The sequence below is a fragment of the Brevundimonas sp. LjRoot202 genome, assembly GCF_964253355.1.
Taxonomy (GTDB): domain Bacteria; phylum Pseudomonadota; class Alphaproteobacteria; order Caulobacterales; family Caulobacteraceae; genus Brevundimonas.
In genome coordinates this window covers 347,679-362,276 of sequence record NZ_CAXUQW020000001.1, presented here as the reverse complement: position 1 = coordinate 362,276, position 14,598 = coordinate 347,679, and the positions used below count along the sequence as shown (strand labels likewise).

Below are 14,598 nucleotides of genomic sequence, written 5' to 3'. Positions count from 1 at the left end.
ATAGCTCCAGTGCGGGTTTGAAATCGGCCAATAACCTCGGCGTGGAAATCATCTTCGATCACGAACAAGCATGACGACGCAGTTTCGCTCATCCCCGCTCCGCCGCCTTCGCCGCGTCCCACAGCCCGTCCATCTCCGCGAGGTCCGACTGCTCCGGCGTCCGCCCGTCCTTTGCCAGTTCCGCCTCGATAAACCCGAACCGCCGCACGAATTTCGCATTCGCTCCGCGCAGCGCGTCCTCCGGCTCCACCCCCAGTTTGCGCGCCAGGTTGGCGAGCACGAACAGCAGGTCGCCCATCTCGTCGCGGGCCTTGTCGAGATCGCCGGCGGCGATTTCGGCGCGGAGTTCGGCGACCTCCTCGTCGAGCTTGTCGAAGACCTCGTCGGTCGAGGGCCAGTCGAAGCCGACGCGGGCGGCGCGTTTGGTCAGCTTGGCGGCGCGGGCGAGGGCAGGGAGGCCGACGGGGACGTCGTCGAGAACGCCGTGCTGGGCCCGGGCCACACGCTCGGCGGCCTTGATATCCTCCCAGCGGACCTTCTGGGCGGCGCCGTCGGGCTTGGCCGCCTCGTCGCCGAAGACGTGCGGGTGGCGGCGCTCCAGCTTGTCGGCGATGGCGGCGGCGACGTCGTCAAAGGCGAACAGACCCTGTTCCTCGGCCATGCGGGCATGGAAGACGACCTGGAACAGCAGGTCGCCGAGTTCGGAGCGCAGGTCGTCCATGTCGCCGCGTTCGATCGCGTCGGCGACCTCATAGGCTTCCTCCAGCGTATAGGGGGCGATGGTGGCGAAGGTCTGCTCGACGTCCCACGGACAGCCGCCGACCGGGTCGCGCAGCTTCGCCATGATGGCGTTGAGGCGGTCGATGGGCGTGGTCATGCGGCCTCGCCGTCCCGGGCCTGCAGCGCCAGCCGGATTTCATCGTGCCGGGCAGGAGTGAGGGGATAGCCCTTCAGCACCAGGGCCGCCGCGGCCAGCAGCAGGCCGGGGACGAGGATGAACAGGATCTGCAGCGTCAGCAGCGATGTCTCGCTGTTGCCGTCGGGTCCCGGCAGGGCGCGGAAGCCGACCCATTGCAGGATCAGATAGGGGATCAGAGCCACGACGTGACCGATCTTGGTGGTGGCCGAGAGGATGGAGAACATCAGGCCCGTACGGTCGATTCCCGTGTCCAGCCGCACCTCGTCGCCGGCGTCGGCCATCATCGCACGCAGCAGGAACAGGCCGGCGGCGTAGGGCAGGCCGGCGATGAACATGGCCACGGCGGTCAGGGCGAAATTGCCGCCGGGCACGAGGGTGGCGCCGATGTAGAAGGCCGCGAACACCAGACTGGCCGTCGCCAGCGCCTTGTCCTTGCCGATCTTGGTGGCGAGCCAGGCCCAGAACGGGGCCCCGACCAGTCCGGCCACGAAATAGAACAGCATGAACAGCGACGCCTCGGTGTGGTCGTAGCCCTTGATCTGGCCGAAGAAGAAGAACAGCAGCGAGCCGGTGATGCCCGGCGCGACGCCCAGCAGCAGGTCGGCGAACAGCAACTTGCGCACTGTCTTTTTGCCGAACAGGGACAGGTAGGCGCGCGGCCCGCCATGCGGGGCGGCGCCGGCGTTGACCGGCTCGGGCACGACGAACATCGCCAGGCCGATGGTGACGGGCAGGGCGATGAAGATGGCCCAGCCCATGATGCGCACCCCGTCGGCGTAATCGCCGATGCCGCTCTTCACCACGATGGTCGGCAGGACCAGGATCAGGATCACGCCGATGATGTTGAACACCTGCCACCAGCCGTAGACGCGGCTGCGCTGGTCGTATTGCGGCGCCAGCACCGAGGCCCAGCCGAGCTGGCCCAGCGTGCCGATCGAGAAGCCGAGGTAGAGGACCAGCAGCCAGCCGAACAGATAGGCCGCGCCCGCCCCCGGCTGGACCAGCACGAACATCATCAGCGCCGACAGCATCAGGATGGGCGTCGACAGCGCCATCCACGGGCGATAGCGGCCGAAGCGGGTCTTGGTCCGATCCATGCCCCAGCCGATGAAGGGGTCGAAGACGATATCGATCAACCTGACGGCCATGAACACCGCCGCCACGACGCCGAGCTCCAGCCCGACGAAGGTGGCGTAGAACTCGGGCAGGGTCACAGGCAGGGCGACGCCGAAGGCCGCCAGCGGCAGGCATGGCCCCGAAAAGGCGGCGAGAATGGCGTTGGAGCGGCGCGGGGCGCCGGGAGCCAGGGCGGGCGAGGCGGCGTCGGTCATGGACGGGTCCGGAGCGCGGCGGATGAGTCGCCCGCAGCGTCACCATGCCGACTTTGAGCGTTCCGCGCGAGCGGTCCCGAACCCGCGGAGCCCCAGACGCGAAGGGCCTTGCCGTGGACACAGGGCTGGGGTCACCATCAGGCCATGTCGAAGCGCGTGATCCTGTCCATGCTGGGCGCCCTGCCGATCCTGTTCGCAGCCTTGGCGGCGACGGGCGGGGCGCATGCACAGGCCCGATCCGAGGCTTCCGGGGCCGAGGTCTGCGACGCGGACCAGATCGAATGGGGCGCGCCGGCGCTGGCCAACGCCATCTCCCACTATTCGCTGGAATGGGCCCCGTTCAGCGCCACCGAATGGGGGTGGGAGACCTATCTGCCGCTGATCCAGCAGGAGCTGGGGACCGGTTGCCCGCCCAATTCTCCCCGCTTCGCCCGCGCCCTGGCCGTGTTCCAGGCGGCCCACGGCCTGCCCGCGACCGGCTGGTTCGACCAGGCGACCTTCCAGGTGTTCCGCGGCGTCTGGCAGGAGCGCCGGCCCTTCATCATGGCCCGGGTGCGCAATGAACCGTGCCCCGAGCCGCCGCCGTTGTACCAGCTGGGCTATCTGGTCGAGTCGGAGGAACACGCCGACCGGCTGACCCGGCTGCTGCGCCGGGACGTGCTGGACGCCTACCGGCGCCTGGTCGCGGCGGCCCGCGCCGAGGTCCCGGAGGTGGCGGCGAACCCGGAGCTGCTGCAGATATTCTCGGGCTTTCGCGATCCGGAGGCGGACGCCGCGCGCTGCGCCGCCCAGGGCAATTGCGACGGCCTGCGCCGCGCCGTCTGTTCGCCGCACCGGACCGGGACCGCCGTGGACCTGTATGTTGGCCAGATGGCCGACCTTGGCGTCGACAACACCTCTCCGGCCAGCCGGCTGCACATGACCCGAAGCGCGACCTATCGCTGGCTGGTGCGCAACGCCGGGCGGTTCGGCTTCGTGCCCTATGTCTATGAGCCGTGGCACTGGGAATGGGTCAGCCCGACAGGCGGCTATGCGGCGACGGCGGCGGGCCCGTGATCCGGCCGCTGACGACGGGGGAGACCAAACTCGCCCGTGAAGCGTTCGGCGAGCACCTGCGCTACGACACCGTGCGGATTCTGGGCGCGCCCTGGCCGCTCGTCCGCGCTTTCGTCCCGGGCCGCTGGTTCGGGCGGGACTGGATCGTCTGGCCCCACCGGACCCTGCCGCCCGACATCGCCGCCGCGCCGCTGCGGCTCCAGGCCGTGCTGATCCACGAATTGACCCACATCTGGCAAGCCCAGCAGGGCGTCAACCTGCTGACCGGCAAGCTCAGGGCGGGCGACCGGCCGGCTTCATACGAATACCCGACGGGCATGGACTGCAGCTGGGGCGGGCTGAACATCGAGCAACAGGCCATGGTGGTCGAACACCGGTTCCGGTTGGTCCGCGGCGGCGCGGTCCCGGCTCCGGCCGACTTCTACGACCGCGTCTGTCCGTTTGGCCCGAGGATCAAGCGCTGACTCCCGGGCTTGCCACAGGGTGAAACGATCCCCACTTCAGCTACAGTCATTGTTGCTAATAGATGAGAACCATGTCCCGAACCCCTGATCGTCAACCCGCTGTCTTCTTTGGCCACGGCTCGCCGATGAACGCCCTCGGCGGCCGGTATGCGGACGCCTGGGGCCAGCTGGGCCAGGAGATCGGCAAGCCCAGGGGCGTGGTGATGATCTCAGCCCACTGGGAAACCGGCGGGCTCGCCGTCACCGCGCAGGCCAATCCCGAAACTATCCACGATTTCGGCGGCTTCCCGGACGAACTGCATGCGATGCAGTATCCCGCGCCGGGCTCGCCCGAGCTGGCGGCGCGCGTGTCCGACCTGACCGGGGCCGTACAGACGACGCAATGGGGGCTGGACCACGGGACCTGGTCGGTGCTGGCCCACGTCTGGCCCGAGGCCGACGTGCCGGTGGTGCAGTTGTCGCTGGACCGCCAGCTGGACGCCCGGGGACATTTCGATCTCGCGCGACGGCTGGCGCCGCTGCGGGACGAAGGCGTGGTGATCGCCGGCTCGGGCGATTTCGTGCACAACCTGCGGACCTGGAAGCGGTCGGGTGGCGAACCCTATGGCTGGGCGACCCGGTTCAACGAGGCGGTCAAGGCGGCGCTGGTGCGCGGCGACGACGCGGCCCTGGTCGACTGGGTCGGGCTGGCCGAGGACGCGCAGATGAGCGTGCCGACCGACGAGCATTTCCTGCCGCTGCTGTACGTCGCCGCCCAACGGATGGAGGGCGACGACGTCAGCTTCTTCAACGACGTCATCGAGGGCGGATCGATCTCGATGACGGGCGTGCGGATCGGCTAGGCGCGACGGCGGCCGATCATGTTGTCCAGCGCCCAGGCGCCCGGACCGGCGAAGACCAGGTACAGGAAGACGAAGCAGTACAGCACCGCCAGCTCGCCGCCGTTGTTGATGGGGTAGGGGCTCTGGCCCGCATGGACCATCCAGTAGGCCACGGCCGTGAAGCCGGCCAGGACGAAGGCCGCCGGCCGGGTGAACAGGCCGAGGATGATCAGAATGCCGCCGACCAGTTCGATCGGGCCGGACCAGCCGGCCAGGGTCGACAGGTCGAGGCCGCCACCTTGCCCGCCGGGCGGAAAGCCGAGGAGCTTCTGGGCCCCATGTTGCAGCAGCAACAGACCCGCAACGATGCGCAAAATGCTCAGGGCGCGCGGCGCCCAGGCCGAGAGAGCCGAAGAGTTCAACATGCAGTCCTCCGTCCAGCCGCACCGACCGGTCACCGCGACTCGGCCACAGTGCAACCCCGGGGAGGAGAGTAGACCGTCGTTCCGTGTCCGCAAGCGGACGCTTCAGGCCGCCTTGTCGAGCTCGGCCATCTGCTGGATGGCGACATAGTCGGTCTTGCCGGTGCCGAGCACGGGCACCTCGCCGACGCGCATGATCTTCTTGGGAACCGCCAGTTCCGGCGCGCCGTGGCTGCGGGCCCATTCGGCGAGCCGGGACACGTCGGCGTCCTTGCGGTCGGTGACCAGCACCAGCTTCTCGCCCTTGCGGCTGTCCGGGATCGAGACCACCGCGTGGCGGGCCTCGGGCCAGACGGCGCTGGCCAGACCCTCCACGGCGGTCAGGGAGACCATCTCGCCGCCGATCTTGGCGAACCGCTTGGCCCGCCCGAGGATGCAGACATAGCCCTCGTCGTCGATCGAGACGATGTCGCCGGTGTCGTGCCAGCCGCCCGGCAGGGGCTCGATCTTGAGCGGATCGTCGGGCGACAGGTAGCCCTTCATCACATTGGGGCCGCGCAGGTACAGCCGGCCGCCCTCGTCGATGCCCTCGACAGGGTCCAGCCGCCAGTCGATGCCGGGCAGGATCTGGCCGACGGTGCCGGGTCGGTTGCGGTCGGGATGATTGACGGCGACGACCGGCGCCGCCTCGGTGGCCCCGTAGCCTTCGAGCAGCTTGAGGCCGTGGAAGCGGGTGTTGAACAGGTGGTGCGTCTCGTCGCGAACCCTCTCGGCTCCCGCCACCACGAACTTCAGGGTCGAGAAATCGTTCGCTCCGGCGACGCGGGCGTACTGGTTCAGGAAGGTGTCGGTGGCGAACAGGATCGACGCCTTCACCTGCGGCAGCAGTTCGACGATCTGTTTGGCGTGCAGCGGCGACGGATACTGGAACGCCTTCAATCCCTGCAGCAGCGGCAGCAGCACCCCGCCGGTCAGGCCGAAGCAGTGGAAGGTCGGCAGCGGGTTGAACATGACCCAGTCCGGGTCCAGCGCGATGTGCTGCGCCACCTGCCGGCAGTTCGCCACCAGGTTCCACTGGCTCAGGACCACGCCCTTGGGCGCACCGAAACTGCCCGAGGTGAACAACACCACGCCCGGCGACGAGGGCTCGGTCTTCACCCGGAACCGCTTCGGCATCAGGCCGGCCATCAGGCCGTACAGCTTGTCGGGCAGGCCGATCGAGGCGCGCACGTCGTCCAGCCAGACCACTTCGGCGACCGTCTCGATATGACCGATCAGCTCCTCGAGCTTCGCCTGCTGGATGAAGCGTTTCGCGGTCAGCACCTTGCCGACGCCGGCGGCCTTGATGGCGGCCTTCACATTGCGTTCGCCCGAGGTGAAGTTGAGCATCACCGGCACGCGGCCGTGGGCGTGCAGGCCGTAGAAGGTGACCACCACCCCCATGCTGGACGGCAGCAGGATGGCGACCCGTTCAGACGGTTCGGTCATGGCGGCGATCTTGCGGCCCAGCACAAAGGCGGCGCGGATCAGGCCGGTGTAGGTGAGGGGCTTGCGATCCTGGTCCTCCAGGATCTCCTTGTCGCCGTAGGTGTCGCGGGCCGCGATCAGGGCGTCGAAGATCGTCTCTTCGACGGCCTTGGGGTCCAGGGGTACGCGCAAAGACAGCCTCCGTGGCGCGTTGGCCGCGCCTTGTCCGGCGGCAAACTAGTGCGCGGCGGGGGCGTTGAAAAGATACGTTACCTTGCGTGAGCTTCGTCCCCGCCTTGCCTTCGCCTTGCGGAAGGACGACATAGCGGTTTCGCCACGCCCGGAGCCCGCGACGCCTTGGTCACGCTGATTGACACCCTGACAAAGACGCCGGCTGAACTGCGTCACCCCGAAAAGCAGAACCGGCCCGAGACGGCGGTGCTGAAGAAGCCCGACTGGCTGCGCGTCAAGGCGCCGGGGTCGGGCCAGTACAACGCCACCCGCGCCATCGTGAAGGAGAAGGGTCTCCACACCGTCTGCGAGGAGGCCGCCTGCCCGAACATCGGCGAGTGCTGGAGCCAGAAGCACGCCACCCTGATGATCATGGGCGACACCTGCACGCGGGCCTGCGCCTTCTGCAACGTCAAGACCGGCCTGCCGCAGCCGCTGGACCCGGAAGAGCCGGTGAAGGTCGGGCTGGCGGTGGCGCAGCTGGGTCTGAACCACGTCGTCATCACCAGCGTGGACCGGGACGACGTGTCCGACGGCGGCGCCGCCCATTTCGCCGAGGTGGTGCGCCAGATCCGCCTGCAGGCGCCGAACACCACCATCGAGATCCTGACGCCCGACTTCCTGCGCAAGGACGGGGCGGCCGAGGTGATGATCGACGCCACGCCGGACGTGTTCAACCACAACCTCGAGACCGTGCCGCGGCTGTATCTGAAGATCCGGCCCGGGGCCCGCTACTTCCACAGCCTGCGCCTGCTGCAGATGGTCAAGGAACGCGATCCCAACCAGTTCACCAAGTCCGGCATCATGGTCGGCCTGGGCGAAACCCGCGAAGAGGTCATGCAGGTGATGGACGACATGCGCTCGGCCGGCGTCGACTTCATCACCATCGGCCAGTATCTGCAGCCGACCCGCAAGCACGCGGCGATCGAGCGGTTCGTGACGCCGGAAGAGTTCAAGGCCTATGAGGCGATCGCCCGCGCCAAGGGCTTCCTGATGGTGTCGTCCAGCCCGCTGACCCGCTCGTCGCACCATGCGGGTGAGGACTTCGCCCGTCTGAAGGCGGCCCGCGAGGGGCAGAACCGGCGGTGATCGTGGCCGTGACGGCTCCGCCGCGGTCCAGGTTCACCTTGAGCGGTTTGGTGTTCCCGCTCTCGCTGCCACTGGCCCTGCTGAACGGACTGGCGCTGTTTTTCATGGCGAGTTGGAGTTCTGTTCCCGCACACCACGCCGTGCCGGACGGGCAGGCCTTGCCAACACCGGAAGCTGCGGCGGCGGCCGGGTTGCCGTATTGGGGACTTCTCATCCTCATCGCGATGGCGCTCATGGCGTCTATCGCGGCGGCGTTGGGAGGGCAGCCGCGTCTGGCAAGGCGGTTGGCGGGCGTCCAGTTTATCCCGGTCGCCCTGCTGGCCGGCGCCACAATCGTTTCACCATTTCTCTGAGCCCCCTTTGGCCGTCCACCGCGTGACCAAAATCCTGCCCTACAAGCCGGAGCAGCTGGCGGCGCTGGTCGCCGACGTGCGCGCCTATCCGGAGTTCGTGCCCTGGGTGTCATCGATGCGGGCCTGGGGCGAGCGCGAGGAAGCGCCCGGCGTGACCCTCGTCGACGCCGAGGCCGGGGTCGGCTTCTCGTTCCTCAAGGAGCGGTTCTCGACCTGGGTGCGGCATGACCGCAATGCGCCCAAGGTCGAGGTCGGGCTGCTGCGCGGGCCGTTCCACCATCTGAAGAACCGCTGGGAATTCTTCCCGCATCCGGAAGGCACCCGGGTCGAGTTCTTCATCGACTTCGCCTTCAAGTCGCGGGTTCTGGACATGATGCTGCAAGCCAATTTCGACCGGGCGGTCGGGGCTCTGATGCGCTGTTTCGAGGCCCGGGCGGCGCATCTGTACGGTCCCACGGCGTGAGTTTCGACTTCGACGCCGTGGTGGTCGGCGCCGGGGCGGTGGGGCTGGCCTGCGGCCGGGCGCTGGCGAAGCGGGGCCTGTCGGTGCTGGTGCTCGAGAAGGAGCCTCACATCGGTCAGGGCGTGTCCTCGCGGAACAGCGAGGTGATCCACGGCGGGCTCTACTATCCGACCGGCTCGCTGAAGGCGCGGCTCTGCGTCGAGGGCCGGCGGCGGCTCTACGCCTTCCTCGACAGCCACAAGATCGACTACCGCAAATGCGGCAAGCTGGTTGTGGCCACGGACGAGGCCGAGGTCCCGCGCATCGAGGCCATCTTCCGGCAGGCGACGGCCAACGGGGTCGAGGGGCTGGAGCACCTGACCGGCGAACAGGCGCGGGCGCTGGAGCCCGGACTGAACGCCCACGCCGCCATCCTGTCGCCGGAGAGCGGCGTGTTCGACAGCCACGGCTACATGCTGGCCCTGCAGGGGGACATCGAGGAGGCCGGCGGTTCGGTCGTGGTCTCGACGCCGTTCGAGCGGGCGGAGCCGCTGGCCGGCGGCGGGTTCACTGTCACCGCAGGCGGGGAGGGCGGGGCGACCCTGACGACGAGATTGCTGGTCACCGCGCCGGGGCTCGCCGCGCAGGGCGTCGCCGCACGGATCGACGGCTATGCGGCCGAGCGCATCCCAGCCTCCCATCTGGGGAAGGGCGTCTATTTCCGGCTGAGCGGCAAGGCGCCGTTCGAGCGGCTGATCTACCCGCCGCCGATCCCCGGCGCCCTGGGCACCCACTATCGCAAGGACCTCGGCGGACAGGCGGTGTTCGGGCCGGACCTCGCCTATGTCGAGACCGAGGACTATTCGGTCGACCCGGGCAAGGCGGTGGAGTTCGAAGGCTATATCCGCCGCTTCTGGCCGGGCCTGCCGGAGGGGGCGCTGACGCCCGACTACGCCGGCATCCGCCCCAAGCTGCATGGGCCGGGCGAGCCGCAGCCGGATTTCCAGCTTCGCGGCCGCGACGATCATGGGATCGACGGCCTCGTCGCCCTGTTCGGCATCGAAAGCCCGGGCCTGACCAGTTCGCTCGCCATCGGCGAAGCTGTCGCCGAAATCCTGCACCATGACTGAGATCCTCCGGGACGCGACCTCGGCCGACATTCCGGCCCTGCATCGCCTGATCGAGAGCGCCTATCGCGGCGAGGCCTCGCGGGCCGGCTGGACAACCGAGGCCGACCTTCTGGACGGCCAACGCACCGACCCCGAAGATCTGGCCACCCTCCTGGCCGATCCGGCGCAAACCATGCTGACGGCGTGGCGCGGCGACGAATTGGTCGGCTGCGTCCTGATCGCGGACCGGGGCGAGGGAACGGGCTATTTCGGCATGCTGTCGGTCAGCCCGACCCTGCAGGGCGGTGGTCTGGGCCGGCGCCTGGTCGAGGCCGCCCACGCCGCCATGGCCGAGCGGTTCGGCGCGCGCCGGGTGCGCATTTCGGTGTTTCCGCAGCGGGACGAGTTGATCGGCTGGTACCGACGGCTCGGCTACGGCCTGACCGACGAGACGCTGCCCTTCCCCTACGACGAGCCGCGGTTCGGGATACCGCTGAGGGACGACCTCCATTTCGTGGTCATGGAGCGGGCGCTGGCTTGACCATTCCGGCATCCGGCTGCACTGGCCGGAGATGGAGATCGTCACCGCCCGATTGACGCTGCGTTCGGCCCGCCCGGACGATCTGGAGGCGATGCACGCCGTCCTGTCGGATCCGCGCGCCACCCGCTGGTGGTCCACGCCGCCGCACGACAGCCTTGAGCAGACCGCCGCCTGGCTGGACAGCATGATCGCCAACGGCCCCGACCACCCGGACTTCGTCATCGAGCGCGACGGCGTGGTGATCGGCAAGGCCGGTTTCTGGAAACTGCCCGAGGTCGGCTACATCCTGCATCCGGACCATTGGGGGCAGGGGCTGGCCAGCGAGGCGGTGGCGGCGGCCATCGACCACGTCTTTGCGGGCGGAGACATCGATCCGCTGACCGCCGACGTCGATCCCGACAACGCCGCGTCGATTCGCCTGCTGGAGCGGCTCGGCTTCGTGAGGACCGGCTTCGCCGAGCGAACCTGGAACATCGGCGGGGAGTGGAAGAACAGCTTCTACTACGGACTTTCCCGGGCCGACTGGAGCGCGCGTCTCCAGACTTGAACTCCCCGGCGGGTTCAGGCATAAGCCCGCGCTCACGTGGCGGCTCTTCCGGGGGCCGCCGCAGTTGTTTTCGCGCTTTCCCAGCGCCCGACCCTAGAAGATTGAGACGGACATGGCCGTTCCGAAGCGCAAAGTATCGCCCTCGCGTCGCAACATGCGCCGCGCCCACGACTCGCTGGGCTCCAACCCGCACGTCGAGGACAAGGACACGGGCGAGCTGCGCCGCTCGCACCACATCGACCTGAAGACCGGCACCTACCGCGGCCGCCAGGTCCTGACGCCCAAGGAAGACTAGGTCTTTCGACCGGTCCGGGCCGACGGCCCGAGGAAGCTTTTCACGGCGCGCGAGTAGCCTCGCGCGCCGTTTTCGTGCGTTCTGTCCGGGCAACCCATGCTGGAGAGGTCCCATGAGCCGCCTCGTCGCTTCCGTCGCCGCCCTGTCGCTCGCCGCCTGCGGGGCGCCGCCCGCTGAACCTGAAGCGCCGGCCCGGCCGACCGAGCCCGCTTCGGCCCCCGCTACGCCCGATGCGTCGGGAACGCCGGTCTCCGCCGCGAACAAGCTGACGGCCCAGGGCTACGGCCCCCTGCGCATCGGCATGACCCTGGCCGAGATCGAGGCGGCGATGGGTCCCGACGCCAATCCGGACGCCGTGGGCGGGCCCGAGCCTGAGCGCTGCGACATGTTCCGCCCGGCGCGCGCGCCCGAAGGCCTGCTGGTCATGGTCGTGGACGGCGCCCTGGCCAGCGTCTGGGTGAGCCGGAACGCCGCCGTCGAGACCGACCGGGCGCTGAACGTCGGCGACACGGCGGCCGAGGTGAAGCGGGTCTACGCCGCCGCCGCCGAGGTCATGCCCCACAAATACGCGGAGGCCCCCTCCGAGTACGTCACCGTCTGGTCGACGGCCGATCACCAGAGCCCCGCCGCGCGAGGCCTGAAATACGAGATCGGACCGGACGGCCGGGTCCAGTCGATCGCCGGCGGCGGGCCCAGCATCCAGTACGTCGAAGGCTGCGCCTGAGGGCGAAGACCCGTCGCCGGATGAGAACCTTCCGCCATCTGCTGGCGAACAACCTGGTCGCCAATATCACCAATTTCACGGTGTGGTTCGCCGTGACCTTCTGGGTCTTCCTGGAGACCCGGTCGGTGTTCGCCACCGGGATGATCGCCGGCTTCTACCTCGTGCTGACGGCGGGGCTGGGATTCTGGCTCGGCAGCCTGGTCGACCATCACCGCAAGAAGCGGGTCATGCTCGGCTCGAGCATGGCCTCCTTCGCGCTCTACGGTCTGTCGCTCGCGGCCCACGAGCTGGTCCCGGAGGGGGCGCTCTCCGACGTATCAGGCGCGCCATTGTGGCTGTTCATCGGCTTGGTGATGTCCGGAGTCATCGCCGGCAATGTGCGCAGCATCGCCCTGCCGACGCTGGTGACGCTGCTGATTCCCGAAGACCGGCGCGACAGGGCCAACGGGCTGGTGGGCATGGTGACCGGGATCGGCTTCCTGGCCACCTCGGCGGTCAGCGGCTTTCTCGTGGCCTGGGGCGGGATGCGCTACACCCTGATCTTCGCCCTGATCCTCACCTTGGCGGCCTTCCTGCACCTCCGGTTCGTGCGAGTGGATGAGCCGCGAGCGGAGGTCGTTCCCGGCAAGCCGGCCGAGCCCCGGCGCGTCGATATCGCCGGGACCGTCCGCGTGGTCGGGGCCGTGCCCGGCCTGTTCGCCCTGATCCTGTTCGCCAGCTTCAACAACTTCCTCGGCGGCGTCTTCATGGCCCTGCTGGACGCCTACGGCCTGTCGCTGATGCCGGTGCAGGCGTGGGGCCTGCTGTGGGCCTTCGTCTCGTGCGCCTTCATCCTGAGCGGCATCGTCATCGCCCGGACCGGTCTCGGGCCGAAGCCGCTGCGCACGCTGATGATCGTCAACCTGATTGTCTGGTCGGTGGCCGCCGTCTTCACCGTTCAGTCGTCGATCCCGCTGCTGGCGGCGGGCTGTTTCATCTGGTTGTTCCTCGGCCCCTATGCGGAGGCGGCGGAGCACACCACGCTTCAGAAGGTCGTTCCCTACGAGCGGCAGGGGAGGGTGTTCGGCTTCGCCCAGTCGGTGGAGATGGCCGCCTCGCCGCTGACGGCATTTCTGATCGGCCCCCTGACCCAGTTCTTCTTCATCCCGTTGATGACGACCGGGGCCGGCGCAGACGCGATCGGTGACTGGTTCGGCCGCGGCCCGGAGCGCGGCATCGCCCTGGTCTTCACCCTGGCGGGTGTTCTCGGGGTGGCGATGACGATTCTCGCCTTCAACTCGAAATATTACCGCCAGCTGTCGGCCGCCTACGCCCGCGGGCTCGCGGCGACCCCGGCGCCGGGCTCGGGGTAGCGAGCGGACCCGGCCCGGTGACGCCTTTCCTTGCTAGGGTCTGGCGCCGCGGGCTAAACCCCGGCTTCCGATCCCTTCCCCTGACAGAGCTGTCCCATGACCGACATCGCCGACATCGTCGCCCGCCAGATCCTCGACAGCCGCGGCAATCCGACGGTCGAGGTCGACGTGATCCTGGACGACGGCAGCTTCGGCCGCGCCGCCGTGCCCTCGGGCGCCTCGACCGGCGCGCACGAGGCGGTCGAACTTCGTGACGGCGACAAGGACCTGTGGGGCGGCAAGGGCGTCGGCAAGGCCGTGGACGCGGTCAATGGCGAGATCTTCGACGCCCTCAGCGGCATGGACGCCGAGGACCAGCGCCGCATCGACGAGGCCCTGATCTCGCTGGACGGCACGCCCAACAAGGCCCGCCTCGGCGCCAACGCCATCCTCGGCGTCAGCCTGGCCTGCGCCAAGGCCAGCGCGATCTCGTCGGGCCTGCCGCTGCACCGCTACCTCGGCGGCGTCTCGGCCCGCATCCTGCCGACGCCGATGATGAACATCATCAACGGCGGCGCCCACGCCGACAATCCGATCGACATCCAGGAGTTCATGATCCTGCCGACCGGCGCCGAAAGCTTCTCCGAAGCCCTGCGCATGGGGTCGGAAATCTTCCACGCCCTGCGCAAGCAGCTGAAGGACGCCGGCCACAACACCAATGTCGGCGACGAGGGCGGCTTCGCCCCCAACCTGGCCTCGGCCGAGGAGGCGCTGAGCTTCATCACCAAGGCGGGGCAGGCGGCGGGTTATCTGGCCGGCGAGGACTTCCACCTCGGCCTCGACGTCGCCGCCACCGAGTTCTTCAAGGACGGCAAATACGTCATGGCGGGGGAGGGCAAGACGTTCGAGGCCGACGCCATGGTCGGCTACCTCGCCGACCTGTGCGAGCGCTTCCCGATCGTGTCGATCGAGGACGGCTGCGCCGAGGACGATTTCGACGGCTGGAAGCTGCTGACCGACCGGCTGGGCGACCGCATCCAGATCGTCGGCGACGACCTGTTCGTCACCAACCCGGCCCGCCTGGCCGCCGGCATCGGCGAGGGCCTGGCCAACTCCATCCTCGTGAAGGTCAACCAGATCGGCACCTTGTCCGAGACTCTGGACGCCGTGGATATGGCGCATCGGGCCGGCTACACCGCCGTGATGAGCCACCGTTCAGGCGAAACCGAGGACTCGACGATCGCCGACCTGGCGGTGGCCACCAACTGCGGGCAGATCAAGACCGGCTCGCTGGCCCGTTCGGACCGGACGGCGAAATACAACCAGCTGCTCCGCATCGAGGAGATGCTGGGCGATCAGGGCGCCTACTACGGCGACGGCATGCTGCTGAAATAGGCGCATGCACGAATGGCGGGGTCGGCCGGCTCCGCGGTTCGGTAGCCGGACTTAATTGCGG

At 68.7% G+C, this 14,598-nt stretch carries 17 protein-coding genes; 13 read left to right on the top strand and 4 right to left on the bottom strand.

The genetic code is table 11. The annotated features are described in order from the left end of the window. Window positions 1-88: 88 nt before the first annotated feature. Together mazG and ACSQ1L_RS02035 are read right to left on the bottom strand one after the other, a co-directional pair. A complete protein-coding gene (gene mazG, locus ACSQ1L_RS02040; protein ID WP_435991453.1) occupies window positions 89-877 on the bottom strand; it encodes a nucleoside triphosphate pyrophosphohydrolase in 789 nt (262 codons plus the stop codon). Then, window positions 874-2,250, bottom strand: a complete 1,377-nt coding sequence (locus tag ACSQ1L_RS02035) for an MFS transporter (protein WP_435991451.1) — start codon at window positions 2,248-2,250, stop codon at window positions 874-876. The genes mazG and ACSQ1L_RS02035 overlap by 4 nt, the downstream gene beginning before the upstream one ends. Before the next feature lie 144 nt (window positions 2,251-2,394). On the opposite strand from ACSQ1L_RS02035, the gene ACSQ1L_RS02030 reads away from it, so the two are divergent. From ACSQ1L_RS02030 to ygiD, 3 genes are all read left to right on the top strand, one after another. Then, window positions 2,395-3,306, top strand: coding sequence for a D-alanyl-D-alanine carboxypeptidase family protein (locus tag ACSQ1L_RS02030; RefSeq protein ID WP_435991449.1), 912 nt, complete (start codon window positions 2,395-2,397; stop codon window positions 3,304-3,306). Beyond that, a complete protein-coding gene (locus ACSQ1L_RS02025; RefSeq protein ID WP_435991447.1) occupies window positions 3,303-3,770 on the top strand; it encodes a hypothetical protein in 468 nt (155 codons plus the stop codon). Before ACSQ1L_RS02030 ends, ACSQ1L_RS02025 begins: the two co-directional genes overlap by 4 nt. A 71-nt stretch (window positions 3,771-3,841) precedes the next feature. Beyond that, window positions 3,842-4,612 (top strand): 4,5-DOPA dioxygenase extradiol, encoded by a 771-nt coding sequence (gene ygiD / locus ACSQ1L_RS02020; protein WP_435991445.1) that lies wholly within the window; start codon window positions 3,842-3,844, stop codon window positions 4,610-4,612. Here the strand turns inward: ygiD and ACSQ1L_RS02015 are convergent. Together ACSQ1L_RS02015 and ACSQ1L_RS02010 are read right to left on the bottom strand one after the other, a co-directional pair. Beyond that, a complete protein-coding gene (locus tag ACSQ1L_RS02015) occupies window positions 4,609-5,016 on the bottom strand; it encodes a DoxX family protein (RefSeq protein WP_435991443.1) in 408 nt (135 codons plus the stop codon). The genes ygiD and ACSQ1L_RS02015 overlap by 4 nt on opposite strands. Window positions 5,017-5,118: 102 nt before the next feature. After that, window positions 5,119-6,672, bottom strand: coding sequence for an AMP-binding protein (locus ACSQ1L_RS02010; RefSeq protein WP_435991442.1), 1,554 nt, complete (start codon window positions 6,670-6,672; stop codon window positions 5,119-5,121). A gap of 165 nt (window positions 6,673-6,837) precedes the next feature. Between ACSQ1L_RS02010 and lipA the strand changes: the two genes are divergently transcribed. The 10 genes from lipA to eno all read left to right on the top strand — a co-directional run bounded on the left by lipA (window position 6,838) and on the right by eno (window position 14,537). Continuing rightward, complete coding sequence (lipA, locus tag ACSQ1L_RS02005; RefSeq protein ID WP_435991440.1) at window positions 6,838-7,800, top strand: lipoyl synthase; 963 nt, start codon at window positions 6,838-6,840, stop codon at window positions 7,798-7,800. Next, window positions 7,797-8,153: a hypothetical protein gene (locus ACSQ1L_RS02000; RefSeq protein ID WP_435991438.1), complete on the top strand. Its 357-nt coding sequence runs from the start codon at window positions 7,797-7,799 to the stop codon at window positions 8,151-8,153. The genes lipA and ACSQ1L_RS02000 overlap by 4 nt, the downstream gene beginning before the upstream one ends. Window positions 8,154-8,160: 7 nt before the next feature. Further along, the gene (locus tag ACSQ1L_RS01995; RefSeq protein WP_435991436.1) at window positions 8,161-8,616 is read left to right on the top strand and encodes a type II toxin-antitoxin system RatA family toxin; all 456 of its coding nucleotides are present in this window, start codon (window positions 8,161-8,163) and stop codon (window positions 8,614-8,616) included. Then, window positions 8,613-9,725, top strand: a complete 1,113-nt coding sequence (locus tag ACSQ1L_RS01990) for an NAD(P)/FAD-dependent oxidoreductase (RefSeq protein ID WP_435991434.1) — start codon at window positions 8,613-8,615, stop codon at window positions 9,723-9,725. Before ACSQ1L_RS01995 ends, ACSQ1L_RS01990 begins: the two co-directional genes overlap by 4 nt. After that, window positions 9,718-10,245, top strand: a complete 528-nt coding sequence (locus ACSQ1L_RS01985) for a GNAT family N-acetyltransferase (protein WP_435991432.1) — start codon at window positions 9,718-9,720, stop codon at window positions 10,243-10,245. The genes ACSQ1L_RS01990 and ACSQ1L_RS01985 overlap by 8 nt, the downstream gene beginning before the upstream one ends. Window positions 10,246-10,276: 31 nt before the next feature. Then, window positions 10,277-10,792: a GNAT family N-acetyltransferase gene (locus ACSQ1L_RS01980; RefSeq protein WP_435991430.1), complete on the top strand. Its 516-nt coding sequence runs from the start codon at window positions 10,277-10,279 to the stop codon at window positions 10,790-10,792. Window positions 10,793-10,904: 112 nt separating this feature from the next. Then, window positions 10,905-11,087, top strand: coding sequence for a 50S ribosomal protein L32 (rpmF, locus tag ACSQ1L_RS01975; RefSeq protein ID WP_123286562.1), 183 nt, complete (start codon window positions 10,905-10,907; stop codon window positions 11,085-11,087). Window positions 11,088-11,199: 112 nt separating this feature from the next. Continuing rightward, window positions 11,200-11,811: a hypothetical protein gene (locus tag ACSQ1L_RS01970; protein WP_435991428.1), complete on the top strand. Its 612-nt coding sequence runs from the start codon at window positions 11,200-11,202 to the stop codon at window positions 11,809-11,811. A gap of 20 nt (window positions 11,812-11,831) precedes the next feature. Next, the gene (locus ACSQ1L_RS01965; RefSeq protein WP_435991426.1) at window positions 11,832-13,163 is read left to right on the top strand and encodes an MFS transporter; all 1,332 of its coding nucleotides are present in this window, start codon (window positions 11,832-11,834) and stop codon (window positions 13,161-13,163) included. A gap of 96 nt (window positions 13,164-13,259) precedes the next feature. Then, window positions 13,260-14,537: a phosphopyruvate hydratase gene (eno, locus tag ACSQ1L_RS01960; protein ID WP_435991424.1), complete on the top strand. Its 1,278-nt coding sequence runs from the start codon at window positions 13,260-13,262 to the stop codon at window positions 14,535-14,537. The last annotated feature ends 61 nt before the right edge of the window (window positions 14,538-14,598 follow it).